Source organism: Maribacter sp. 1_MG-2023 (assembly GCF_030547005.1).
GTDB lineage: Bacteria > Bacteroidota > Bacteroidia > Flavobacteriales > Flavobacteriaceae > Maribacter.
Map to the genome: position 1 here is coordinate 1 of NZ_JAUOPN010000009.1, position 26583 is coordinate 26583.

Genomic DNA, 26583 nt, shown 5'->3' on the forward strand with positions numbered 1-26583 from the left:
TACAACAGGTCCTATAATCAATGTCCTTAAAAACATATTAGCCTGAAAAAAGGACACTGATCATAGCCCTGTCGTTACCATTTATAGCTCATTATTAAAATTACTAATTAAATTTTACTGGAAACTATAAACTGACATCTTAGGATTTTTCTTTTCAGCTTTAATTAGAGCAACACCTTTTGAAGTAAAATAAGAGACAATCATTTGGTCTTTACCATTTTCGCTACTATTAGTAACGAATTTTCTAAAGTCTTCACTAAAAATAGTTCCCAAAATTGTTTGCCTATTTAGTCGTATTTTTTTTGTAAATGAATCTTTAAGAATAAATCTAGAATATAAACCATTGTAATTGTAGTCATTTAAACCATTAAGTTTATAAAAATCATAATTCTTAAATTCTTCTTTAACAATTAATTCGCCATCATCTTTATTTAGTAAAAAGAATTTACATTGACGCTTTCCTTTTTTTGTATAGTAACTAACACCTGCATAATCTTTTGAAATATCTAAATATAAATGCCTATTGTAGCTATTGGACATAACTAAATTGGAATCCGTTATTAAATGCTTGCGAATCCAATCTAGCTTACCTGTGTTATCATATTTGGTCACTATAAAACCATCATCTTCGTTTTCTATTTGTAAGCCGGAAATTAAATAAAAAGAGTTGTCGATTTCACTATATTTTATTGCTCCAAATGAATTAATATTCGCTCTATAAAAAGTACTTTCTACATGACCTCCCGAGCTAATTCTATTCCACTCTGTGAAAGCATCCGCCCCATAATTTACAAGCGCGAAATTTTCTTTATCATTAGTTGGTTTAGAGCTTAATTTGATATTTGATAATAGTTTTCCCTTGTAATCAAATTTTAAAACGTGATATGAATTTAATTCTTTATTACCCTCAACAGTATATTTCAGCATAAAATACTTACTGTTATAATAAAAAAGCTTTGGATTTCTACCCGCAAACCAATATCCCTCAGGCAACTCTAGTTTATTATATGTTTCCTGTAAACTGTTTAATTCCTTTTTATAAATATAAATTTCAATAGCTTTAAAATCGCCATTTTTTCTATGCTCTGAACCTGTTTTCCTACCTAAAGAAATAATATGTGTATCAGTTAAGAACTCTTTTGAAATAACATCAACCCATTTTTGTTTAATATTATTGTATTTGGGGTTTTCCTCAATATCCCCATTTAAATCAATATCGCTTATCTTCTTTTCTCCGTTAATATTAATATAATCTTTACCATCAAAAAAGACAAAGTTTTCTCCACTTGGGGAATAAAAGTAATCTGCAAATTGTGAGTCTTTTTGAAAATATCCTGCTCCTAATTTATTATTTGAATTAAAATTATTTATTTCAAGTTCGGAGTTAATATTAGAAAAGATAATTTGCTTTTTTTTAGAAGATTTGTTTTTTTGTAGCAGGGTTAAGGAACTATTTTTTTGATGCGCTTTATCATTGTAAATATAAAAACCATCTTTTATCTCAAGAGTTTGCGATAATTCCTGAGCAATACCGTGCATATTAAATGCTAAGAAAACAATAATGAAATTCTGAAATGATTTTTGCATTGGTTAATTTTTCAAATTATAACGTTAATTAATTAATAATATTTTTCTTTCAAAGAATTATAGCGGTTAAGTTATAGACTTTGAGCAAGTCCGAGCAAATGGACAAAAAACATGCAACTGTTACGAGAATGGACTTTTTAGCTAGATTGGGTAAATGAATTTTACTCAAACCTTTTACAGAAAGTTCCAATTTGAGCAATCATTACGCAATCGAAAAAGGAATCTTCATTGATTAATCTGCGTAAAGAGCCTGGGCTTACTGTTGTGTTTCGCAACAAATGGTAACAATGCCTAAACGTAATGCGGGGTTTTGGGCTAAATCGAAAGGTCTGTGTATATTTACTAAGTCGCTAAATCTTTGGGATTTAGCTTTGGACAAAAAAAAGTAAAATTAAAATAAAACCACTTACAACAGGTCCTATAATCAATGTCCTTAAAAACATATTAGCCTGAAAAAAGGACACTGATCATAGCCCTGTCGTTAGCAATAATTATGAAAAGAACAAGGGAAGAAGAAATAGAGCACATAAATAAAATTGTTAACCTATTAAAGAGTAAAGAAGCTGGTTTGATTGCGAACATTAATAACAATGAATTAGGACACATATATGGTTTATTAGCTGGCATGCAATTTCTATATGCAATCCACTCATATTTTGTAGAGAATGACAAAAACAAAACAAAAGACCTACTTAATCTACAGGGGAAATATAAACTTAAACAAGCTCAGCTTACTAAGGGAAGTAGAATTTTTGAAGTAGCTAGGACACTTATATCAAATGTTGCAATTTCAGACAATTTAGAATTGATTAATACATACGGTAATTTCAACTATCCAATTAGTTATGTCAGCAGAAACAAAACAATAGAAACAGATTATAAATCGTGGGTTGCAAATGGTCAAGAATGTATTTATTCTGAATTAATGCTCAATTCCATGAATAAAGATATAGATAAACTTAAGGGAAATTTAAAAATATTTAAATCTAAAACTTTAAAAAAGAAGATGAATCAAAGAATGCTTATGGATTTAGAATTCTATGAAAACCTAATAGCGAAGAACAAGCATCAGATTAAATCTTCTATTGAAAAATTTCTTTTGACAAAAGAACATAATTACAGAAATCAACATGACAGATTTCCTGAATTAATTTCTTACCCGGCTATTGGCTATCTGAAAATAGCTAAGATTAATGGATTCGACATAAAAATCGATAACCCGTTAATTCCTATTGACCTATTAGAATTATCACCTTTGAAAAAGTATTCAGAAATAATAACTGTTGCTAACAAAATCTAAACATAATGAAGAGTTTTGGGCTGAATTAAGGTCTTTGTATACTTTTCTGCAAGCGGGTTTATAATATCGCTAAATCTTATGGGTTTAGCTTTCGAACAAAAAATAAAAAGCAAAAGAATGACTTTAACTGAATTTGTAAAAAATAATTCTGGATTAACTATAGAAGGGAATAAATTATTAATAGGTGACAACTTTTCTTTAAGTGATATTCCACGCCTAATACAAATTTTTAGAACTAATAATATTGAATTTGGCATTCACGATATAGTTCATCCATCACCTACAGACCCAGGAGCTTATATTGATTATTCTTTACTAATGTCAGAATCTCAAGATAATTGGAGTATGACTATGGGAAATCATGCATGGAGTGCTGGAATATACAGGATAAAGGAATCCACAATTATTTTACAGCTAGAAAACCTTATTAAAAACAATAAATTAAGCGAAATTAAAGTTGGAAATGCACTATTTTTTTCACGAAAAGAAGTTTTAGAAAAATCGCTTAGTGATGAAAAAAATGCAGAACTGATAATATTACATTCTGGAACGGTATAATAACTATTGCTAACAAAGAACTGAGGTGAAAAACATACGAATTCTTCTTTGATCTGAGACAATATTATTCTAGGCTCATAGATTCAAAAAAAAGATTCTTGAGCTTTTTTTTGTGTTATTTATTAGTGGTAAGTTAGTTGGATACGATAACTTGTTATCTTAAACTATTGCTTACAATAGCTGGCAAAACATTTAATTATGGAGACGAACGAATTATTAAGAAATCAAATTTTTGAAATAATAAAAAATCAACTTAAGGATAACAATCCTCCTGAAACGAAAATTACATTGGATAGATTGCGGGCTCAGGGATTTGATGATTCTCAAGCTAGACAAATGATTGGACAATGTGTTTCTGTTGAAATATATCAAATTATGAAAACCAATGAACCATACAATAATGCCAGATATATTGAGAATTTACAAAAACTCCCAAAAGAGCCATTTGAATAGGATATGAAAATAGAATTTACAAAAGAGCAATATAAAACTCTGCTTACGATAATGTATTGTGGTGAATGGATGCTTAACAGCTATAAAGATAATGATGACGAAATCTCCAAAGAAACTGATGAAGTAAAACAAAGTGTATTTTCTTTTGCAAAGGATTCGAGATTAGAAAAGTGGGTAGAATACGACTCGGAAATGGATAAATATTTTCCTACAGCAGATATGGAAGATGAATTATATAAATTCATTAATATCTATAACTTGAAACAAAAATAATAATAAAACTTGTGCCTAAAAAGTGTGGCTTGCATCAATAAATTTAATTTATCAAAGTAAATTGCTTAGCTTTAGTCAGCTGTCATTAAGTTTATTACAGATTCAAATAAACACGATATAACTATTGCTTTCTTGATAAATTAAATCACTGTAACCTCTATGAAAGACTTAAAATACCTAGCTGCATTTTCTTTGCCCTTAGTTGCTTTTATAGGTTTATACTTTAAAGGAATTTTTACCTTTTTAACGCCTTTTTATGCATTTGTAATTATACCCATTTTAGAGCTTTTGCTACCTGTAGAAACTTCCAATTTAAATGAAGTTGAAGTGGAAGATAAACTAAAACGAAAAGTTTTTGATTGGCTTCTGTACCTCAATTTACCAGTTATTATTGGTTTGTTACTATGGAGTTTTTACATTGTGAACACGCAAAATCTGGCTACATATGAATTTTTAGGTTTAATTTTCTCTGTAGGTATTGTTTTAGGTACTAATGGTATAAATGTAGCCCACGAACTCGGTCATCGACAAAGTACCAACGAGCGTTTTATTGGTAAGGCTTTGCTATTACCTAGCTACTACATGCATTTTTATATTGAACATAATTTCGGGCATCATTTGCATGCCGCAACACCAGAAGATCCGGCTACTGCCAAATACAATCAAAGTGTGTATTCTTTCTGGTTTACTTCAAGTATTCGACAATACTTTAATGCATGGAAAATTCAGAAAAGACTATTGAAGAGTAATAATCAAGGCTTTTTTTCCTTTAAAAACGATATGCTTTGGTATACATTTTTCCAGATGATCTACTTAGGGGCTATATTATTTTTCTTCAGTCCTAAAGTACTATTGTTTGGAATTTTAGCGGGTATCGTTGGTTTCATTATGCTTGAAACCGTAAACTATATCGAACATTATGGTTTATTGCGACATAAAACCAAATCTGGTAGATATGAGCGTGTTCGCGAAATGCATTCATGGAACTCTAACCACGTAGTTGGGCGAATTGTTTTGTATGAGTTAACAAGGCACAGCGATCACCACTATAAATCTTCAAAAAAATATCAAATATTAGATTGCCACGATGAGAGTCCGCAAATGGCATATGGGTATCCCACATCTATGGTACTCTCTTTATGTCCGCCATTATGGTTTGCAATCATGAATAAGCGAGTACCTAAGGAAATGAGAGTTTGATAATTTTATATTATCTACCTTTCTATAGTTAGTAAAATCAGCCAACAACCTATCCACCAAAAATGAAAAATCTACTATTAATACTTTTTATAGCTATTCAGCTTTTTTCTTGTCAAGATCAAAAGAAAATTGAGGATATAAAACCGCAAAAACCAAATATCATTTACATTTTGGCAGATGATTTAGGGTATGCCGAAATTGGTGCTTTTGGTCAAGAGAAAATAGAAACTCCTAATATAGACTCCCTATCAAAAGAGGGCATGATTTTTACCCAGCATTATTCTAGTGCTCCCGTTTGTGCACCTGCCAGATATATGTTTTTGACCGGTAAGCATGCGGGTAATTCTTTTATACGTGGTAATGATGAGTGGAACGACCGTGGTGATGTTTGGAACTATAACGCCATGGCAAAAGATTCTACATTAGAAGGGCAAAGACCAGTTCCGAAAGGAACCAAGACCATTGCCAATTATTTAAAAGAAGAAGGGTATAAGACTGGTTTAGTTGGAAAATGGGGATTAGGCGCACCGCATACACACTCCATACCCAATGAAATGGGATTTGATTTTTTCTACGGCTTCAATTGTCAACGACAGGCACATACCTATTATCCATTGCATTTGTATAAGAACAAAAACCGCGTTCATTTGGCTAATGATACGGTTGCACCAAGTTCACCTTTCCCTAAAGGGTTAGATCCAAAGAATCCAGAGAGCTATAAAGACTATACGTTAACAGATTATGCGCCCGATTTAATGTTCAAAGAGCTTACTGGATTTGTTGAAGAAAATAAAGACAATCCGTTTTTCTTGTATTGGGCAACTCCCATTCCGCATGTGGCATTACAAGCTCCGCAGCGTTGGGTAGATTATTATAGAGAGAAGTTCGGACCAGAAGAGCCATATTTATCAGGTGAGGGTAATGGTTATTTTTCGCACCAGACTCCGCATGCAGCTTATGCCGCCATGGTTTCCTATTTTGATGAGAATGTAGGAAAGTTGGTAAAGCAGTTAAAAGACGAAGGTATTTATGAGAATACACTGATTGTTTTTACGTCAGATAACGGACCAAGTTATGCAGGTGGTACAGATCCAGCATTTTTTGAAAGTGCTAAACCTTATGAAGGGGAGTATGGCAAAGGAAAGGGATTTGTATATGAAGGTGGAATAAGAGTACCCACATTTTTTACCTGGCCAGGTAAAATTAAGCCAGGTACTACAAGCAATCACGCCTCTGCACATTACGATATGCTGGCAACCTTTGCAGATATATTAGATTTTGAAAAACCAGCAACAGACGGAATCAGTTTTTTACCCACATTATTGGGCGAGGAGAACCAAGTAGCGCATGAGTTTATGTATTGGGAATTCCCCGAATATGGCGGACAAGTAGCGATTAGAATGGGCGATTTTAAAGTAGTTCGTCAACATTTAAAAGATGACGAGCAACCAACCTTAGAGTTGTATAATTTAAAGAGCGACCCTACGGAAAAGAATAATATAGCTTTAGATTATCCTGAGATTTTAGAAAAGGCGGCAGCAATATTCAAAAAAGAACATACCAAACCAGATACCGAACGTTTTCAGATTCCAATGCTAGAAAACGGATTATTAAGTGATTAAGAACATAGCGTTTGTTAGAGCATCATTTTATATGGTCTACAACATGGTATCCTTTTCAAATTCGCAAGTTTAATTGTATTTTGCAAGGATGGAATATTTGGTAGTATCTGAAATATTCAGGTATTAAAATATGAATTTCCATAAATTACAACATCTAAAATGCGAAATCATTATAATGGTAGTGAATTCGTATACTTTGAAACTAACACACTTGAACAACTAGAACATGAAAAACTGTACTAAAATTTGCGTACTCGGCATCTTTTTATTCACTGCATTTATAAATGCACAAGCTCCGAAATGGGAAAATCCGGAGTGGGAGAATCCGGAAATTTTTCAAATCAATCGCGAAGATCCAACGGCATCTTTATATCGTTATGAAAATGCAACGTCGGCTCTAGCTAATGAAAGCTGGGAGAATTCCTCTTTCTATCAATCTTTAAATGGTGAGTGGGATTTTAACTATGCCGCAAGCGTACCAGAACGCCCAACTACATTTTTCAATGCTGGTTTCGATACCTCAGGGTGGGATAAAATTACGGTACCATCTAACTGGGAACTTAAGGGTCATGGCACACCAATTTATACAAATGTCGTGTATCCTTTTCCTAAGAATCCGCCATTTATTCCTCACGATATCAACTCCGTAGGTAGCTACAAACGCAGTTTTGAAACTCCTAAAAATTGGGATGGTAAAGAAGTGTATTTGCATTTTGGCGGCGTAAGTGGTGCCATGTATGTATATATGAACGGAGAAATGGTGGGGTATAGCGAAGGCAGTAAAACTCCTGCAGAATTCAATATTTCGAAATACCTGAAAGAGGGCAAAAATGATTTGTCCGTTCAAGTATTACGTTGGTCAGATGCCAGTTATTTAGAAGACCAAGATTTTTGGCGTTTAAGCGGTATAGACAGAGATGTGTATTTATATGCAACTAATAAAGCGACCATAAAAGATTATACGGTGGTGGCAGATTTAGATGATACGTATACCAACGGTAAATTCAGTTTAAATTTAAAACTAGAAAATACAGGCAAAAAGCAAAAAGGTACTCAAGTAAAAGTTACCTTATTAGATGGTGCTAAAGAGATATTTAAAGTAGACCAGAAAATAGATGTTGTTGAAGGGTCGACCACAATAAAATTCGCACAAGAAATTCCCGATGTAAAAACATGGAATGCTGAAAAGCCAAATTTATACACGCTACTTTTTACATTCAAGGATAAAAAAGGAAACACCACCGAAGCGATCAGTTCTAAAATCGGATTCAGAAAAATTGAAATCAAAAACAACCAGTTTTTAGTTAACGGTATGCCTGTATTGATAAAAGGGGTAAATCTTCATGATCATGACGAAGTTACCGGTCATGTTATTAGCGAAGAAATTACCTTGAAAGATATGGAGGTAATGAAGCAAAACAATATCAATTCCATTCGTTGCAGTCACTATCCTAAAAACGAGTTTTTCTATAGAATGGCAGACAAATACGGCTTTTATGTAGTTGATGAAGCCAATATTGAAATTCATGGTATGGGAGCGACTAACCAAGGTTTAGATGGTGATGAAGCCGCAATTGCCATTCATCCAGCATACCGCCCAGAGTGGAGAGAAATGCATTTAGATAGAACGATTCGTATGTTCGAGCGCGATAAAAATTACACATCGATCGTAACTTGGTCATTAGGCAATGAAGCCGGTAACGGTCAAAACCTTTTTGATACTTACGACTGGTTGAAAGCTCATGATACTACCAGACCCGTACAGTATGAAGGAGCGACTAATTTCTCGAATACAGATATACAGGCGCCTATGTATGCAAGGGTAGATCAAACTATTGCCTATGCCGAAAATGACCCGAAGAGACCATTAATTCAGTGCGAATATGCACATGCGATGGGGAATAGCGTAGGTAACTTACAAGAGTATTGGGATGCTATCGAAAAGTATGATGTATTACAAGGTGGTTTTATTTGGGACTGGGTAGATCAAGGATTAAAAGCGACCAATGAAGATGGTGTGGAGTTTTATGCCTTTGGTGGTGATTTAGGCGGAGCAGAATTACAGAATGATAATAACTTCTGCTTGAACGGATTGGTAGATCCTGATCGTTCTTCGCATCCGGCTTTGTATGAGGTGAAGAAAGTGTATCAATATGTGAAGTTTAAGGCTGAAGATTCGAAATCTGGAAAAATCAGTTTGAAGAACATGTATGATTTCACCAACTTATCTGAATATGCTTTTTCATGGAGATTATTGGAAAATGGAGTGGAAGTAGGGAAAGGAAAAATTGCTGATGTAGATATCGCCCCGTATGAAACTAAAGAAGTTCAAATAGACTTACCAGAATTGGCAAATTCAGGTTCTGAATATCATTTGAATGTATATATGACTACAAAAAAAGAAAGTGCCTTAATACCTGAGCATTATTTATTGGCTTATGAGCAGTTTCAGTTAACAGAGTTTAATCCATCTGTTTTTGAAGAAAATATAGAGGGCTTGAATGTGACTAAAATAGATGAAACCATTATTGTAAAAGGTGACGGATTTGAAATCGGATTCAATAGTAAAGACGGTACCTTATCATCTATCGATTACGGACAAGGGAACCTATTACAAAAAGGACCGACCGTAAATTTTTGGAGAGCACCAAATGATAATGATTATGGCTACAATATGCCTAAACTTTTAAAGAAATGGAAAGAAGCTACCGATACACAAAATATCATGAGTCTAGAAGTAAACTCAAATGAGGGTAAAAAGATTATAGATGCTGTTAAACTAACTGCTAATCCGTTTAAAATTAGAAAAGATTTAAAGCTGAGTGCAGATTACGAATTACCTTCTGTAAATGGTCAGGTAAATGTAACCTATACCATTAATTCTAATGGAGAAATATTGGTTAGCACCCAGTTAAAAGGTATGAGCAGCGATTTACCAATTATGCCAAAATTTGGTAATAATCTAATTATTAATAACAGCTACGACCAAGTAGAATGGTATGGTAGAGGAGAACACGAAAATTATTTAGATCGTAATACTTCTGCTTTGGTAGGTGTGTATGACGCTAAAGTATCTGATTTATATTTCAAATATATTCGTCCGCAAGAGAATGGAAACAGAACCGATATAAGAACCTTGTCATTCGAAAATAAGAACGGAAAAGGAATAAAAATCACCGCTCCAGAATTATTCTCTTTCAGTGCGCATCATCAGTTGAATTCAGATTTTGATGAAGGTATGCAAAAAAGACAGCAGCACACTTACGATATACCAACAAGAGATTTAATCAATATCAATATTGATCATAGTCAAATGGGTGTTGGTGGTGATAATAGCTGGGGATTACTACCGATGGAGAAATATCAGATTCAACCTGAGAACCTTTCTTTTGAATATGTAATTAGTCCCATTCGTTAAAATCGCAGTATTTGACTAGAATTTAAAGAAGAGAAAGTATATTTAGCACATGAATAAAAGTGTACAGTTTTTAGGCTTGGGTTTACTGATATTTGGAATGGTAAATTGTAAGTCAGAACCCAAAGAAAACAAAGTCCAAGAAAAAGTTGCTGCGAAGGTTGAAGAAACTGCACAGGTAGTCGAACATACAATTTTGAACGAAAAACCTGAAGGAGTAACTGCTCCCGATGGCATGGTATGGGTATCTGGTGCAACTTTTAAGCAAGGAGCAGTAGATACTGATAAAGCGGCAATGGATCATGAAAAACCAGCAGTTGATGTAATAGTTGACGGATTTTTTATGGATGTCACAGAAGTAACCAATGCTCAATTTGCAGCATTTGTAAAAGCTACGGGCTATGTAACTGTTGCCGAAAAGGGAATTGATTGGGAAGAACTTAAAAAGCAAGTACCACCAGGTACCGAAAAACCACACGATTCAATATTGCAACCAGGATCATTAACGTTTAAAAAAGCGAAATCAACAGTCCCGAATCTATATGACTTCTCACAATGGTGGAACTGGACGATTGGTGCAGATTGGAAACACCCAAACGGACCTAAAAGTAGCATTAAGGGAAAAGACAATTATCCCGTAGTGCAGGTATCTTATGAAGATGCTTTGGCATATTGCGAATGGGCAAATAGACGTTTACCAACAGAGGCAGAGTGGGAGCTGGCATCTAGAGCAGGTTCTTATGGTACCATCTATAATTGGGGTGATGACGAATCTGTTTTAAGGGAAAAAGCAAATACTTGGGAAGGTGAGTTTCCTGTGAAAAATACTATAGCAGATGGATTCGAGTTGCGTGCCCCTGTAAAATCATATCCTCCAAATGCATATGGTTTATACGATATGGCAGGTAATGTTTGGGAATGGACGAGTGATTGGTATAACACCAACTACTATAAAGAGATAAAAGATAGAAATACAGTTTTAGTAAATCCTACAGGAGCAGAAACTCCGTTTACACCAAATAATCCATTAGCAAAAGAACGCGTAATAAAAGGCGGTTCTTTTTTATGTAGTGCATCGTATTGCGCTAGTTACCGAGTGTCTGCCAGAATGGGCTCTAGTATGGATTCTTCTTTAGAGCACACTGGGTTTAGAACAGTTGCTACCGCAGATATCTTAGAAATAGAGTAAAGCGATAAGCTTAATCTAGACAATTTAAAAGCTGGTCGAGTTCAACTATTTTGGCTCGGCTAATTGGAATTTTCTTATTCTTAATTTCAATGAATTCGTGGTTATAGCGCTCTACCATTTTTAAATTAACGATATACGATTTATGAATTCGTATAAAATTCTCAGAGCCAAGTCTTTTATTAAAAGCATTCATGGTAGAGAGAATAATGTAGTTGCGCTCTTCAGTAACAACTTTTACATAGTCGCCCAAAGCTTCCACATATAATATGCCATGCACATTAAGTTCCACCTGCTTAAGATTGTGCTTTACTACTAATTTGCTTTCGGGTTGTTTCTTTTTTATCGATTTCGCCTTATCAATGGCTTTGGTAATCGCAGCTTCAAACCTAGTATTGCTAAAAGGCTTTAAAAGAAAGTCGGTCACATTAAACTCAAAAGCATCAAGGGCATATTTCTGATTCTGACTAGTAATAATTACCAGCGGTTGAATTGTTAGTCCGGCTAAAAATTCGAATCCGTTCATTACGGGCATTTCAATATCAAGAAACAAGAAATCTATCTTCAAGGCATTTACCTCTGCTAAGCTTTCAGTACTTGCACTAGAAGAATGTAATAGCTTTAAGCTTTTATTTTTGTCAATAATTTGCTCAAGAAGTTTTCGCTGCGTGTTAGAATCTTCTATGATAGCGCATTTAAAGGTTTTCATTCGATAATAATATAAGTTCTACTATACATACGTAAAGAATGGGGGAAAGTTCATTTTTCTTCAATTTAATTTGAACAAAAAGTTAGAAAAACAGGCGAAAAATAGTAAATAGTTATCTTCATAGCTAATATTCGTATAAAAACTTTTGATAACTATATTGTAAGTTTTTAGCTCAAAAACCTACTTTTGTTGTAGAGAATTTAATAGAACCACTTGATATTATGTCTGATAAAATAGAACGTGTAAAAACATTAATTATAGGATCTGGTCCTGCAGGGTATACAGCAGCTATTTATGCTGCCCGTGCAGATTTAAAACCTGTTATGTATACAGGTATGGAGCCAGGGGGTCAATTGACCACCACGACTGAAGTAGATAACTTTCCAGGATACCCAGAAGGTATCGATGGACCTACAATGATGGTGCAATTGCAACAACAAGCTGAGCGTTTTGGTACCGAAGTTAGAATTGGTATGATTACTTCAGTTGAGTTTTCAAAAGAAAAAGGAGGTATTCATAAAGTAGTTGCAGATAATGACAAGCAAATAGAAGCTGAAACTATTATTATTTCTACGGGTGCATCTGCTAAATATTTAAATATACCTAGTGAGCAACGTTTACGTGGCGGTGGTGTATCTGCTTGTGCAGTTTGTGACGGTTTTTTCTATAAAGGACAAGATGTAGCAATCGTCGGTGCAGGTGATACAGCAGCAGAAGAAGCATCTTATTTAGCTAACATTTGTAATAAAGTAACGATGTTGGTACGTAGAGATGAAATGAGAGCTTCAAAAGCAATGCAACATAGAGTCCATAGCCTTAAGAATATCGATGTTCGTTATAATACTGAGGTTGATGAAGTTTTAGGTGAGCAGGTAGTTGAAGGTTTACGTATGGTGAATAACCAAACAGGCGAGAAAGAAGAAATTGCCATTACTGGTATTTTTATCGCTATTGGTCACAAACCAAATACCGATATATTTAAAGGTCAATTAGATATGGATGAGACGGGTTACCTTATTACACAAGGTAAGTCTACCAAAACTAATTTACCTGGTGTGTTCGCTAGTGGCGATGCTCAAGATAAAGAGTATAGACAAGCGGTTACAGCTGCTGGATCAGGTTGTATGGCTGCTTTAGATGCAGAGCGTTACCTAGCATCTATTGGTTCTGTTGAAGAGGCAATTGCAGATAAATACTAGTATATAGAATACTATAAAATATAAAAGAGCCCATTCTTTAGAATGGGCTCTTTTTTTGGTGAATGTGTTTAGTTAATCTATTCTTACATAGTTTTCAGAGAATGTTCTGTTGCCTTCTTCATCTAAGCTTATTTGACTGAATTTATCGTCGCTAAGCTGTAGTTCAAAAGTGAAAATACGCATAGTATCCATGGCTTGAATCATTTCATTATCACCATATTCTAACGTTTCCATTAATCTGTCGTCAGTAATGTTATAACTGCCATAGCCGAATCTGCCTACTTTATCTACAGGTACATATCTCGACCACATAATTTTACCGTTATAGTACATTTTAACCTGTCTGTACCCATCGGCAGTTGGTACAGTGTCAATAACCTGTTGTCCGTCATAATTATAAAAACTTTCCAGTTCCCATGTACCTTCTATGGTATGCATGTAATTTTCGCTGATGGAATTTGTTGAGGCGGCCGATACCAATAGAAGCATCAACAATACCAATCCTATAATTTTTTTCATAGTGGTAAGGTGTTAGTTAATAATAGAGTGAATGTCTACTAAAAAGATACGAATTAAATATCAGAATTTAACAAAAAACAGCATCAATAATTACGAATAACATAATGATAATTAGGTAATTGTAGTAATTATTGCAGGTTTGAAGTGTATGAATTAAGAATGGTGCAAAGCTTTAAAATGTCTTCATTGATGTGTGAGGCGCTTATAACAATACGACTCATGAGGGAATCATTTTCTGTGGGATACCTGAAATTAGTAACTATAATTCCGTTTACTTCCAGGTAATTAGCAAGGATTTCATTTTGAAAATTAAAGGTCGGATGCCCTTCTGCATAGACAAAAAGAGACTTGCCTGAAAAATTTTTCAAGAACAAATCCATATTTTCATTTAACTGTATTCGTTTGGTTGCTATAATAGCGTGAGCATCTTTTATAGTTGCTAAAGCAGCAGGTGTAGCGGGACTGGCGCCTCCAAAAAACTGTGTGTTTTTTAACCCATTAATCATATTATTACTGCCAAATATTGCTCCGGATTGAATTCCAAAACCTTTACCTAAGGAGCAAGAAACCAAAAGTTCTTTCGGTGCCAGAGATTGTAGAAATTTAAAACTTCCTCCACCATTTTCTCCAGTAATTCCTATCCCGTGAGAATCATCTACAACTAGAATTATATCTTTTAGTGGTAGTTTTTTAAGAAAGTTGTACTGCGGATAATTATCACCATGAAAATCGATACTATCTAAAAAGAGTACAGGTGTTTCGTTAGAATGCTGTTTGATAGCATTTTCAAGCTCGGTCCAGCTTTCAAATATTTCTTGCTGATTTCTAAATAAGGCAGAATGGGTATTTGGCGCATAGTATAGTTGGTAATTTGGTTTACTAAAATAGTTGCACACCAATTGACCAGCGAGATAACCAGACGACATCGTCACACAAGCTTCACTACCAATTATTTCAGCTAAATGGGCGTCTATTTCATCAAAAATTGATATTCTAATATTAGATTTACGAGAAGCACTGTAAGCTGTACCGTATTTTTTAATGTTATTGATGAATAGCGATTGAAACTCGGCATCGGTTTGTAGTCCTAAATATGAGGTGCCGCCAAAGTATAGGTATTTCTTACCGCTAATGGCAATAGTTCTATCGGGGAATTCATCAATAGTAAACATTAATCTAACAATTGAACACCGCTACCGGCTAGTTTTGGGAAGATAACTTTTCCGTCAGGTTCAATATGAACTCCCGTTGCAATGTCACTTTTTAATAACAAAGCACCATCCATATCCACATAATCTAATTGCGGAATCAATTGCGCAATAGCTGAAATGCCTACGGTAGATTCTGTCATACAACCCACCATAACACTAATACCTAATTCTTTAGCTTTCTTAATCATGCGCAGGGCAGGGGTGAGTCCGCCACACTTGGTCAATTTAATATTAATACCACTATAGTGAAGTGCACATTTTTCTACATCACTTTCTACAATACAGCTTTCATCGGCAATTACAGGTAAAACACTATGGTGCATTACCTCTTCCATACCAGACCAATCATCAGCTTTTAATGGCTGTTCTAAAAATTCCACTCCCAACTCTTTTAAAAGAGGGGCATTGTGAATAGTTTCTGTAGCGGTCCAAGCACAATTGGCATCTATTCTAAAAATAGCATTTGTATGTTTTCGTAATTCGCGAACAATAGCAACATCATCGCTAGTACCTAATTTAATTTTATAGATAGGCCAAGGCATCTCCTGCATTTTAGCTAACATAATGTCAATGGAAGCGATACCAATAGTGTAATTTGTAGTAGGATATTCTTTAATACTGGTACCCCAAATCTCATATAACGGCTTACCAAGTAATTTGCCGTAAAGGTCATGAGCAGCCAAGTCTAAAGCGCAAATAGCAAAATTAGATAACCCTTTACTCACTAAAAAGGCATGAAAAACTTCTGGCTTTGTAAATTCAAATTCTTGAATTTCAGAAGAAATGGCATTAATTTCTGCCATCATACTCTGTGTAGTAATTTTGTAATACGGATTAGAGGTAGCCTCTCCATAACCCGTTTTTCCGTCTAAAGTTAAAGAAGCAATCATAGTATCTTGAAAATCATGAGATTCTCTTGAGATGCTAAAGGTGTGCTTTAATGGTAATGTATATTTTTTAAGGTCTACTTGCATACCACTAATATACAGATTAGGTATTGAACTCATCTTGATTTTTTGTTTGGAACCGAGAAGTATGGCTTTTGTGCTTTAATGAAGTCATTTTTTATTTGCATAGCCATAGCTACGGAACTTAAAAATGACAAAATTAGTGTGCAAAATGTATAATTCGTAGGTAAAAGAGAAAGTCTAGATGAGTTCATTGACTACAAAATGAAAACCCACTGATATTTCAGTGGGTTTTAAAGTTGAATTGATTGATGTGATTTTTAATATTTGTGCACGCTACCAGAAACCGATTTGTTCTTTTGAACCGATGGGTCGCCTTTGTATGATATATTACCACCACTAGAAGCTTCTGCGGTTAAATCATTGGTAACATCGATGCTAATATTTGCACCACTACTAGCATCTGCAGTAGCTACCAAAGTTGATAAGTCTTTAGCTCTAATATTTGCTCCGCTACTTGCGTCCACATAAACTTCTTTTGCAGTACCTTCTAATGAGATATTTGCACCGCTACTGGCATCTATATCCATATTGGTAACAAGCACATTTGCATTTATAATGGCACCACTACTAGCATCGATCTCTAATTTGTCTGACTTAATCTTATTTTCAGTGGTTAAGTGAGCTCCGCTCGACGCACGTAAGCTGGTTACATTAGGCATGGTTACGTAAACTTTTTTGGTTGCTCTACCAATATTCTCTATACTGTGAATTCTTAATTTTCCATTTTTAATATCTGTACCAATTAAGTCAATGATATTTTCGTCTGCTTCTACGGCAATATCAAAATCAGCACCTTGGGTAACAAATACCTCTAAACCTTCAGAACTGGAAACTTCTGTGAAATCGCCAGTAATTTCTCTAGTTTCTTCAACGACTACGCCGTTACCTTTTTCGCCAGATCCAAAATCTCCGAAGTTAATATCAAAGCCACAAGATGAAAGTAATAGGGCTAATACAAGTGCTACTGTTATTCTTACTAATGTTGTCATGATTGTTCGTTTTTTGATTGATTACTATTTTATGATGATGTAAAATTGATTGTTTTTTAATTCCTTTTCTATTTATAAATACTGAATTGTTGTTTTAGAGGTCTGAACTGTAATTAGTTGATACTATCGTTGGTGTTAACCTTTACACCATTCTCATCTAACTTCATTTTAAACGATTCTCCGTTATCATTTACGTTGATATCAATTCCGTTTTCATTGATAATAATTTTCCCTTTATCGCCATTATCATTGATATTGATATCGATACCATTTTCGTTGATATTGATGCGATTAGAACCCGTATCATCTTCATCTTCCATTTCAATAAAATCAGGACAGTCTTGACATTCAAGTTCTCCGCTTTCGGTCATTTTCCAGATATAGCCTTCTAGACCTTCAACATCTCTATCGGTATTTACAGTCGTAATCCAATCTCTAAAATTTGTCTGGTCATAGGTTAAAATGGTACCTACTGGCAAGAATATATTAACACGTACCTCTTGATCCTTAAACTTAGGACCCTGTGTGGTCAAATAATCATCAAAAGAGATGGTATTACCGTTTACTTCATATTCATAGATAATTTGACTAGCAATATCTTTTGCTTCTCTATTCGACGGTCCGTCAGCTTCTTTTCTAATTTGAACACGAACCAAAGTGTCTTTAGACTTACGAATACGGAATCTAACATCATCAGAAACCAAAACCTTGTTACCAGCTTCATCATAAGAAATAAAGGTATCGCCCATGTGCATATCCTTTTCATAATCATACTCATCTGTAGATACCAATCTTATATTCAAAGTATCTGAAGGCATGATGGAAGTTATTTCACTTTCTACAGAAGTACTACCTGTATACGCATGTGCCGCAGCTTCTCTAATACCAAAGACGACTAAACATATAATTGAAATCAGCCATAATCCTAATAAAGAGAATTTAGCAATGGTACCAATAGACTTTAAGTTGTTTACCAATATTTTTAATCCTAAGTACATTAAGAAGAAAAACGGAATACCGATAGCGAAAAATGCTAGTAACGATACTACCCAAATAGGTAAGTTGGTAGAGTTAACTACATTATAGAAATCAATACCAGGTACATGAATAATATCTAAAATACCCACAGTAAACATACCTACAAAAAGACCTATTAATGTAGCGGCACCAATGATAACTAAAAGAATACCAATGAATTTGCCGAAGATTTTAAAAAGGAACATTACGATATCACCAAAGGTGTCAAAAATCGTTTTACCTCCTTTTTTGACGGTGTCACCTACTTTCTCATAGTCAACACTTTTTACACGATCCGCTACGTCATCAAAACCCTCTTTAACTTTACGCTCAATATTACTGATGTTGACCGTTTCTCCGCTCATATCTAATTTTTGAGCAGTTGTTCTAGCTTCAGGAATAAGGATCCAAAGTAAACCGTATATAAAGATGAATCCGCCCCAAGTGAAAATAGTCAAGAAAATCCAAAGTAAGCGAATCCATAACGGATCAATACTAAAGTAATGCGCTAAACCAGAAGATACACCGGCAACATATTTCTTTTCGGTATCTCTATATAATTTCTTTACTCTTTCTTTGGTTGAAGCAGTCTTGGCTTTAGGCTCATCTTCAAAGATGTCTTCATCGACCATGTAATCTTCAGGTTGCCCCATTATGGCGATAACCTCGTCTACTTCTTTTTGAGTAATTACCTGTCTTTCATTCTCTAATTTATCATGAAAAAGTTCGGCTATACGAGCTTCTATATCGGCAATGATTTCATCGCTGCCCGGTGTGTTGGCAAAAGAACGTTTTACAGATTCTAAATACCTACGCATTATATTGTATGCCTCTTCGTCTATATGGAAGAGCATGTTTGCTAAATTTATATTTACTGTTTTGTTCATGATTAGCTGTTTTTTGAGTTGGTTACCAGGTTGGTGGCTTTTCTTAATTCGTCCCAAGTGGTATCTAATTCTTTAAGGAATATTTTACCCGTCTCGGTTAATGTATAATATTTTCGTGGCGGTCCAGAAGTAGATTCTTCCCAACGGTAGTTCAGAAGTCCCGCATTCTTTAATCTGGTCAGTAGTGGATAGATAGTACCTTCTACTACAAGCATTTTTGCATCTTTAAGCGTAGCTAAGATTTCAGAAGCATATTTATCATGCCCATTTAAAATGGACAGGATACAATACTCCAAAACCCCTTTACGCATTTGTGCTTTTGTATTTTCTACATTCATAATCTCTTTTTGCTTTTTATGCAGTCCCTCTTTCGGAGGGGATTGCTCCATTGTCTCTGTTGTCTGCATAGGTTAACTGTTCGTTTTTTGTTTGATGAATAAACATCCTGATTGATTTTTGATTGATTAATAAACTCTTAAGGGTGTGATGAATACCCGATATATAATGTAAGCTGATGATGCTATTTAATAAATTTTATAGTGAAGGGATATTCAAAAACTTCCCCTTCATTTGTTTTTATGGTAGCCAGTATGGTATACACGATATTGATAATAAATAATGCCGATTGTGCAAGACCTAATAATGCTACAGGAACCATCCATGGACCAAAAAGGTCGTCAGTATCAAAATTAAAATTGATGCTGTTGAAACTGTGAATATTTGAAAAGCTGAAATGATCAAAGTCAAAAATATTAGGAAGAAAGCCACCTAAGAAAAAAGGGATACTAACCATACCTACAAGAATAGAGTAGAGGAGTATGCTAATTTGAAAATTCAGCGCTTGTTTACCGTTATGATCTACAAATTCATATTCCTTTTTACTTGCCGTCCATAATACAAGAGGAATGATGAAGTTCCCGAACGGAATAAAGAATTTAGAGAACGTACTTGCATGTATTAATGCAGAGAGGTTTCTTTCGTGTTTTGTTACTGATTCTGTCATGATTGATTCGTTACTGATGATGATTGATTATAATACTATGTAAAAGCTAATTACTTTGATTACCTATTAACTTCCTATGCAAATATATGTCTAAAAAAAGGTACTATGTAACACATAGTACTAATATTTAACAATATATTAACATTTGAGTATGCTGTTAATAATGGCTATTTTTATAAAAATTATAATATAATATGGCGGTAACAGCTAGTAAAATCAACATGTTCTCATTTTTTAAACTACCGTCTGCATGGTGGTGTGGGGTACGTTTAAGAGAATTAGATAAAAACCGTTCAGTAGTAACGGTAAAGCACAGATGGTTTAATCAGAATCCGTTTAATTCTATGTTTTGGGCAGTACAAGGTATGGCAGCAGAGTTGACAACAGGGGCTTTAATGATAGATCAAATAGAAGCATCAGGTAAGAAAATTTCGATGTTAGTAGCGAACAATACCGCTAATTTTTCAAAGAAAGCAACAGGTAGAATAACATTTACATGTGAAGACGGACACCTAATTAAGGAAGCTCTAGATAAAACTATTGCCACCGGAGAAGGACAAACCGTTTGGATGAAATCTGTTGGAGTAAATACGGATGGAGTAGTGGTAAGTACCTTTAAGTTTGAGTGGACGTTGAGGTTGAAGAAGAAAAAATAGTCACAATGAAAGAGGGTATAAAGTTTAAGGAAATACAAGAATTCACGCAATGACGGCTATGGTTAATTATCCTTGCGCCTATTGTCTTAACTGTTTTAAATATAATAAGTACCTTAATTAGTTTGTACGGTGGTCCTAGTTTGAACGACTCAGGTAATGTCAGTATATCTTGGATATCAGGTAGAATATCAATGGTTCAATTTATATTCGTACTAATTTATATACTTACCTTTTTATTTTTGGCATTATCTAAACTTAAAGTTGTCGTGTTAAACAATGAAATTAAAATTTGTCATCTATTATTCTTCAAAAGAGTAATCAACCTAAGTGATATTAACGAGGCTAAAAATATCGATTATAATTTTGTAGGTTATGGTATTAGAAAAACTAAAAAGTACGGTACCGTATATAATGTAAAGGGTAAAGAAGGGGTTGCTTTTACACTTAAAAATGGCGAGAAATATCTTATTGGGTCGAAAAAGGCAGAACAGTTTTTGAAATCTCTTAAAGAAAATTAAGGTTTAGTGTAACAAACCCAAGCATTGTAGGAACTAATAAGCATCAATCAAAAACAAAATACATATGAACGCACACGAAATAGATTATGAGATTTTTGGGGAAGAAATGCAATATGTTGAAATTGAGCTAGACCCGCAAGAAGCAATTGTTGCCGAAGCTGGTAGCTTTATGATGATGGATACCGATATTAAAATGAACACCATTTTTGGTGATGGTAGCAACCAGGATAATAGCGTTTTAGGTAAAATTTTTTCTGCAGGTAAACGTATGCTTACGGGCGAGAGTCTGTTCATGACTGCATTTTTAAATATAGGTCAGGGTAAAAAGAAAGTGAGTTTTGCTTCTCCATATCCTGGTAAAATTCTACCAATTGACCTTTCTGAAATGGGTGGTCGTTTCATTTGCCAAAAAGATGCCTTTTTATGTGCAGCTCAGGGAGTAACTGTAGGTATAGAATTTTCAAAGAAACTTGGTCGCGGTCTTTTTGGTGGTGAAGGTTTCATCATGCAGAAATTAGAAGGTGATGGTATGGCGTTTGTTCATGCTGGTGGTACATTGGCAAAAAAGACATTGGCTCCGGGTGAAGTTATAAAAGTAGATACCGGTTGTATTGTAGGGTTTACCAAAGAAGTAGATTACGATATTGAATTCGTTGGCGGAATTAGAAATACAGTTTTCGGCGGAGAAGGTTTATTCTTCGCAACCCTACGCGGGCCAGGTACTGTGTACATTCAGTCTTTACCATTTAGTCGTTTAGCAGGAAGGGTACTAGCATCTATACCAAGAGGAGGAAAAGATAAAGGAGAAGGTAGTATTCTAGGTACTTTAGGAGATATTGTTGGAGGGGATACTAGGTTTTAGTAGTTCTTCGCTGTTTTTCAAGTAATTTATTCCTTTAGTGTCCATAACTCATTTAATTGCAAGCGTGATTTACGTTTCAATGTTTACATGAGAGATGAATACTATTTTTTTATAACATGTATTTTATATACAAAAACTAACAGATAAAGTCTGATACTGAACACTTCACACAAGTTTTACATCATAGTAATTATGATTCCGTATATTAATCGATAATGGTTTTAAGAGAATTATAAACAGACTTCTTTTTAAACCTGATAAGATTATTTTAGGACCACTAAAAACCTACTATGCGGAGAGTTACAAATCTTAAATTTGTCCTTTTTAGTTTGTTTCTACTATTTTGCTATAGTAGTATTCTTTCGCAGATCAACCAACCGAGAATTAAATACTTCACTTTAGAAGATGGCCTTTCGCAAGTATCTTCTAATGACCTATTATTAGATCAGTGTGGCTTTGTTTGGATTGCCACTCAAGACGGATTAAATAAATTTGATGGTGAAAAATTCGAGCAATTTAAATACAGTAAGCAAGATTCATTAACACTTTCTGGTAACTTAATAAATAAATTACTTGAAGATACTTCAGGGAAAATCTGGGTAGGTACGATAAGTAATGGCTTGAACTATTATGATCCAGACTTGAACATATTTCATCGAGTTAAATTGAAAAATTCTCTTGATAATAATGAAATCATTTCAGCTATTGCAGAAGACAATCTAAATAATATTTGGGTTGGATCACGTATTTCTGGGCTTCATAAATTAAAGAAAACCAATAAAGGTTCTTTTGAACAAACAATTTATTTAGCAGGTATACCTATTGGTAGTGTATTAATTGATAAGGAAAATATACTATGGACCGGTGATCTTACAGGTAATATTTATGCTTTTGATAAATTAAACATATTAGAAAATGACCCAACACAAATTGTTAAGGTTCAAGGCAATGTCCAAGCGCTCTATCGAATAAAAAATCATCTTTTAATTGGTAGTGATTATGGATTTTACTTGTATGATATTACCAAAAAACAGCTCAAATTAATCGAGCTGAGTACTGAAAATGAATTACCAACAAAACATGTTTTAGATTTTTTAAAAAATGATGACCACAGTATCTGGGTAGGAACAGGTAACGGTGTTTATCTCTTTGATTGGGAACAGCAAAAAGTCTTAAACAAAATTTTATATTCAGAGGATAAAAAGAATGGACTGAGTAATGGAACCGTACAGACTTTATTGAAAATTTCTAGTAATCAAATGCTAATTGGTACAGCAAACTACTTAAACCTTGTCGATTTAGAAGAGCCTCATTTTAAGAATATTTCTAAAAATCTTAAAGGAGATCATTTACTTAGTGATAATGTTATTTTTTCCATTTTTAAAGATAATGACGATTTGTGGATTGGTACATCTGATGGAGGTTTAAATTTAATAAGGCAAGGTCGAGCCTACCATTTTATACATAATCAAAATAATCGTAATGGTATTTCTGGTAACGTAGTAAGAGCAATTATCAAAGATGAAATAAATCAAAGATTATGGTTGGCCACCACAAGAGGGTTGAATATGATTGACCTAAAAACATTTAATCCAAATAATCCTAAATTTTTAGTATTCCATCATAATCCAGAAAATAACAACACTATCAATGGAGATTTTATAAAAGATATTGTTCTTGATCAAAATAACAATCTATGGGGAGCAACATATGGTCATGGTATTTTTCGTTTAGAATTTTCAAATGAAAAAGATTATACCTTTTTTAGGTATAAAAATGATATTGATAATCGAAATTCATTAAAAAATGATTTTACAGATTGTATAAAAGTAGATAATGAAAACAATATATGGGTCGGCACCCAATCTGGTCTTTCTAAAATGAATTTTAGCGAAACAGATTATGAGCATTTTATATTTACCAATTTTTCTAAAATTGAAGGTGATGAAAGTTCATTGGTTCACAATTCTGTTTATGATATTTTATTTGATGAACAGAACAGAATTTGGTTAGGCACGCGCCAAGGTTTTAGTCAATATTTAGGTAATGGAAAATTTAAATCTTGGACACAGCAAAAGCAGTTTAGCAATGATGTGGTCTATAGTATTCAAGATGATGAAAATGATAACCTATGGATGGGAACCAATGATGGATTAGTACGTTTTGACCCTAAAAATAATAGCTTCAAGCAGTTTGGTATTGCAGACGGTATACAAAGTAAAGAATTTGATATACATGCTAGGTTCAGGGATCAGGAAGGGGTGATTTATATGGGCGGTATTGGAGGAGTTACTTACTATCATCCAAATGATTTAGAGAAAATTGATAAACCTCAAAAATTATATTTCTCAGAATTACATATAAAAGGTGAATCATTAAAAGTCAGTAATAATGCTAATTCCATATTAAAACAATCATTACAAAAAACTGATAACCTAGAATTCAAGCATAATCAATTTCCATTTTTTCTTCAATTCTCATCTATAGATTATAGACTTAATAAAAATGTAGAATACGGATACAAGTTATTACCTACAGATTCTGATTGGACCTTTTTAAAGGAACCCGAAATTCAGTTTTTGAATCTTCCATCAGGTAATTACACCTTACAAGTAAATGGTTTTTCTAGAGGCGCAGTATGGGATCAAGACCCTCTAACTATGAACTTGACTATTTTACCCCCTTGGTGGTTAACTTGGTGGGCATATGCGATATACCTAATTACTATTTCTTCTTTTTCCTACTATTTTTATCGTTTTCAGCTTTCTAGAAAGTTAGCCGTGGCGGAAAGTACCAGACTTAAAGAAGTCAGCAATTTAAAAAGTAGCCTTTATACAAATATCACTCACGAATTTAGAACTCCCTTAACGGTAATTTTAGGGATGACGCAAAATTTAAAAAACAATCTAAAAAGTACAATTTCGGTATCTGACAAAAATTCTTTGAATATAATCCTTCGTAATGGAAATAGTCTTTTAGAAATGGTAAATGAAATGTTAGACTTGGCAAAAATAGAAAATGGGTCTATGGAGCTAAATCTAATACAGATAGATGTTATTCCGTTTATTAAGTATTTAAGCGAAAGTTTTCATTCATTGGCAGAGAGCAAGAAAATAAACCTAACTGTCTATTCTGAAGTTGAATTTCTACAGATGGATCTAGACGTTAATAAAGTAGCTTCTATAATTTCAAATTTACTTTCCAATGCTATAAAATTCACATCTGCCAATGGGAAAGTAATTGTTCATCTCAATAAAACTGAATTAGATGATTCGCAATTTTTAGTCATAAAAGTTCAAGATAACGGACTTGGTTTAGCCGAAAAAGATATAGCTCATTTATTTGACCGATTTTATCAAGGTAATAGCACTTCTACAAAACAAGAAGGTACTGGTATAGGCCTCTCATTAACAAAAGAGTTTGTTGAATTAATGAATGGGAGTATTACGGTTACTAGTACAGTGTCATTAGGAAGTACCTTTGTAATTCAAATACCAATCACAAATAATTCAATCAAAACTGAGAATTCCAAAGTAACCGTATTGCCTTCTGTAAAAGCTTCTATACCAATTTTAAAAGAAGAATCGCTATTTGAAGAAACTGATTCAAAATTACCGTTGGTCTTGCTTATAGAAGACAACCTAGATGTTGCCCATTACTTAGAGACTTGTTTAAAATCCGATTATCATACCATACATGCTAGTGATGGAAATATGGGAATAAACATGGCATTTGAAAAAATACCTGATATAATTATTTCTGATGTAATGATGCCTATTAAAGATGGTTATGAAGTTTGTGCAACCTTAAAAACAGATGAACGCACAGATCACATCCCTATTATACTTTTAACGGCAAAGGTTACAACAAAAGATCGACTTACTGGTCTTAGTCATGGTGCTGATGCCTATTTGGTAAAGCCTTTTATAAAAGAAGAACTATTTACACGTTTGAATCAATTGATTTTAATACGTAAAAAACTGATTGGTAAATTAGAGAAAAACGGATTTGCTTCCCTAATCAAGAACAAAATTGAAAATCCTCAGACTAAATTTTTAAAACTCATAATTAAAGTCATTCATGAGAATTTGGATAATACTGATTTTGGACTATCTCAATTAGCTAAAGAAATGCATTTAAGTGAATCTCAGATTTATAGAAAACTAAAAGCCATTACCGATAAATCTACAGCGGTTTTTATTCGTTCTATTCGACTTCAAAAAGCTAAAGAATTAATTGAAACCACCAATAAAACAATTTCGGAAATAGCCTATGAAGTTGGTTTTAATGATCCTTCTTGGTTTAGCAGAGCTTTCAAAGATGAATTTGGGTTTTCTCCTAGTGATATTAATAAATAATTGATAATCAAATATTTATGATGTTTTTTTTGCATAAAATGCAATAATACTGCTTATCTTTTTCTACGAATGAACGAATACTACTATCAA

General features: G+C 33.8%; 22 protein-coding genes. 13 read left to right on the top strand and 9 right to left on the bottom strand.

The genetic code is table 11. The annotated features are described in order from the left end of the window. Positions 1 to 114: 114 nt before the first annotated feature. Positions 115 to 1587 carry a hypothetical protein gene (locus tag Q4500_RS11160; RefSeq protein ID WP_303599741.1) on the bottom strand — a complete coding sequence of 491 codons (1473 nt, stop codon included), beginning with the start codon at positions 1585 to 1587 and terminating at the stop codon, positions 115 to 117. Positions 1588 to 2080: 493 nt separating this feature from the next. Here Q4500_RS11160 and Q4500_RS11165 point away from each other — a divergent pair, with 493 nt between their 5' ends. The 8 genes from Q4500_RS11165 to Q4500_RS11200 all read left to right on the top strand — a co-directional run bounded on the left by Q4500_RS11165 (position 2081) and on the right by Q4500_RS11200 (position 11597). Continuing rightward, positions 2081 to 2887, top strand: a complete 807-nt coding sequence (locus tag Q4500_RS11165) for an Imm49 family immunity protein (RefSeq protein WP_303599742.1) — start codon at positions 2081 to 2083, stop codon at positions 2885 to 2887. 78 nt (positions 2888 to 2965) lie between these two features. Further along, positions 2966 to 3445: a hypothetical protein gene (locus Q4500_RS11170; RefSeq protein WP_303599743.1), complete on the top strand. Its 480-nt coding sequence runs from the start codon at positions 2966 to 2968 to the stop codon at positions 3443 to 3445. Positions 3446 to 3643: 198 nt separating this feature from the next. Then, entirely contained in the window at positions 3644 to 3898 is a 255-nt protein-coding gene (locus tag Q4500_RS11175) for a hypothetical protein (RefSeq protein ID WP_303599744.1), read from the top strand. Between the two features lie 51 nt (positions 3899 to 3949). Next, positions 3950 to 4171, top strand: coding sequence for a hypothetical protein (locus tag Q4500_RS11180; protein WP_303599745.1), 222 nt, complete (start codon positions 3950 to 3952; stop codon positions 4169 to 4171). A 159-nt stretch (positions 4172 to 4330) separates the two neighbouring features. Further along, positions 4331 to 5371, top strand: coding sequence for an alkane 1-monooxygenase (locus Q4500_RS11185; RefSeq protein ID WP_303599746.1), 1041 nt, complete (start codon positions 4331 to 4333; stop codon positions 5369 to 5371). Positions 5372 to 5433: 62 nt separating this feature from the next. Next, entirely contained in the window at positions 5434 to 6993 is a 1560-nt protein-coding gene (locus tag Q4500_RS11190) for an arylsulfatase (protein WP_303599747.1), read from the top strand. Positions 6994 to 7219: 226 nt separating this feature from the next. Beyond that, complete coding sequence (locus tag Q4500_RS11195) at positions 7220 to 10411, top strand: glycoside hydrolase family 2 TIM barrel-domain containing protein (protein WP_303599748.1); 3192 nt, start codon at positions 7220 to 7222, stop codon at positions 10409 to 10411. A 49-nt stretch (positions 10412 to 10460) separates the two neighbouring features. Further along, positions 10461 to 11597: a formylglycine-generating enzyme family protein gene (locus Q4500_RS11200; protein ID WP_303599749.1), complete on the top strand. Its 1137-nt coding sequence runs from the start codon at positions 10461 to 10463 to the stop codon at positions 11595 to 11597. Between the two features lie 10 nt (positions 11598 to 11607). On the opposite strand, the gene Q4500_RS11205 is transcribed toward Q4500_RS11200, so the two are convergent. After that, positions 11608 to 12303 carry a LytTR family DNA-binding domain-containing protein gene (locus tag Q4500_RS11205; RefSeq protein ID WP_303599750.1) on the bottom strand — a complete coding sequence of 232 codons (696 nt, stop codon included), beginning with the start codon at positions 12301 to 12303 and terminating at the stop codon, positions 11608 to 11610. Between the two features lie 221 nt (positions 12304 to 12524). Here Q4500_RS11205 and trxB point away from each other — a divergent pair, with 221 nt between their 5' ends. Then, positions 12525 to 13502 carry a thioredoxin-disulfide reductase gene (trxB, locus tag Q4500_RS11210; RefSeq protein ID WP_303599751.1) on the top strand — a complete coding sequence of 326 codons (978 nt, stop codon included), beginning with the start codon at positions 12525 to 12527 and terminating at the stop codon, positions 13500 to 13502. Positions 13503 to 13574: 72 nt separating this feature from the next. On the opposite strand, the gene Q4500_RS11215 is transcribed toward trxB, so the two are convergent. The 7 genes from Q4500_RS11215 to Q4500_RS11245 all read right to left on the bottom strand — a co-directional run bounded on the left by Q4500_RS11215 (position 13575) and on the right by Q4500_RS11245 (position 20099). Then, the gene (locus Q4500_RS11215; protein ID WP_303599752.1) at positions 13575 to 14021 is read right to left on the bottom strand and encodes a hypothetical protein; all 447 of its coding nucleotides are present in this window, start codon (positions 14019 to 14021) and stop codon (positions 13575 to 13577) included. Positions 14022 to 14149: 128 nt separating this feature from the next. After that, positions 14150 to 15193, bottom strand: coding sequence for an aminotransferase class I/II-fold pyridoxal phosphate-dependent enzyme (locus Q4500_RS11220; RefSeq protein WP_303599753.1), 1044 nt, complete (start codon positions 15191 to 15193; stop codon positions 14150 to 14152). Beyond that, positions 15193 to 16206: a dipeptide epimerase gene (locus tag Q4500_RS11225; protein ID WP_303599894.1), complete on the bottom strand. Its 1014-nt coding sequence runs from the start codon at positions 16204 to 16206 to the stop codon at positions 15193 to 15195. The genes Q4500_RS11220 and Q4500_RS11225 overlap by 1 nt, the downstream gene beginning before the upstream one ends. A 254-nt stretch (positions 16207 to 16460) precedes the next feature. Next, positions 16461 to 17192 (bottom strand): head GIN domain-containing protein, encoded by a 732-nt coding sequence (locus Q4500_RS11230; RefSeq protein WP_303599754.1) that lies wholly within the window; start codon positions 17190 to 17192, stop codon positions 16461 to 16463. A 113-nt stretch (positions 17193 to 17305) separates the two neighbouring features. Continuing rightward, positions 17306 to 19096 carry a PspC domain-containing protein gene (locus Q4500_RS11235; RefSeq protein WP_303599755.1) on the bottom strand — a complete coding sequence of 597 codons (1791 nt, stop codon included), beginning with the start codon at positions 19094 to 19096 and terminating at the stop codon, positions 17306 to 17308. Positions 19097 to 19098: 2 nt separating this feature from the next. Beyond that, positions 19099 to 19434, bottom strand: coding sequence for a PadR family transcriptional regulator (locus Q4500_RS11240; protein ID WP_036158368.1), 336 nt, complete (start codon positions 19432 to 19434; stop codon positions 19099 to 19101). Between the two features lie 182 nt (positions 19435 to 19616). Next, positions 19617 to 20099 (bottom strand): DUF4870 domain-containing protein, encoded by a 483-nt coding sequence (locus Q4500_RS11245; protein WP_303599756.1) that lies wholly within the window; start codon positions 20097 to 20099, stop codon positions 19617 to 19619. Between the two features lie 194 nt (positions 20100 to 20293). On the opposite strand from Q4500_RS11245, the gene Q4500_RS11250 reads away from it, so the two are divergent. The 4 genes from Q4500_RS11250 (at position 20294) to Q4500_RS11265 (ending at position 26493) form a co-directional block, all read left to right on the top strand. Further along, positions 20294 to 20755, top strand: coding sequence for a DUF4442 domain-containing protein (locus Q4500_RS11250; RefSeq protein WP_303599757.1), 462 nt, complete (start codon positions 20294 to 20296; stop codon positions 20753 to 20755). A gap of 239 nt (positions 20756 to 20994) precedes the next feature. Further along, on the top strand, positions 20995 to 21273 hold the full coding sequence (locus Q4500_RS11255; protein WP_303599758.1) for a hypothetical protein: 279 nt from the start codon (positions 20995 to 20997) through the stop codon (positions 21271 to 21273). A 64-nt stretch (positions 21274 to 21337) separates the two neighbouring features. Continuing rightward, a complete protein-coding gene (locus tag Q4500_RS11260) occupies positions 21338 to 22135 on the top strand; it encodes a TIGR00266 family protein (protein WP_303599759.1) in 798 nt (265 codons plus the stop codon). Between the two features lie 290 nt (positions 22136 to 22425). Then, the gene (locus Q4500_RS11265) at positions 22426 to 26493 is read left to right on the top strand and encodes a two-component regulator propeller domain-containing protein (protein ID WP_303599760.1); all 4068 of its coding nucleotides are present in this window, start codon (positions 22426 to 22428) and stop codon (positions 26491 to 26493) included. Positions 26494 to 26583: the final 90 nt, after the last annotated feature.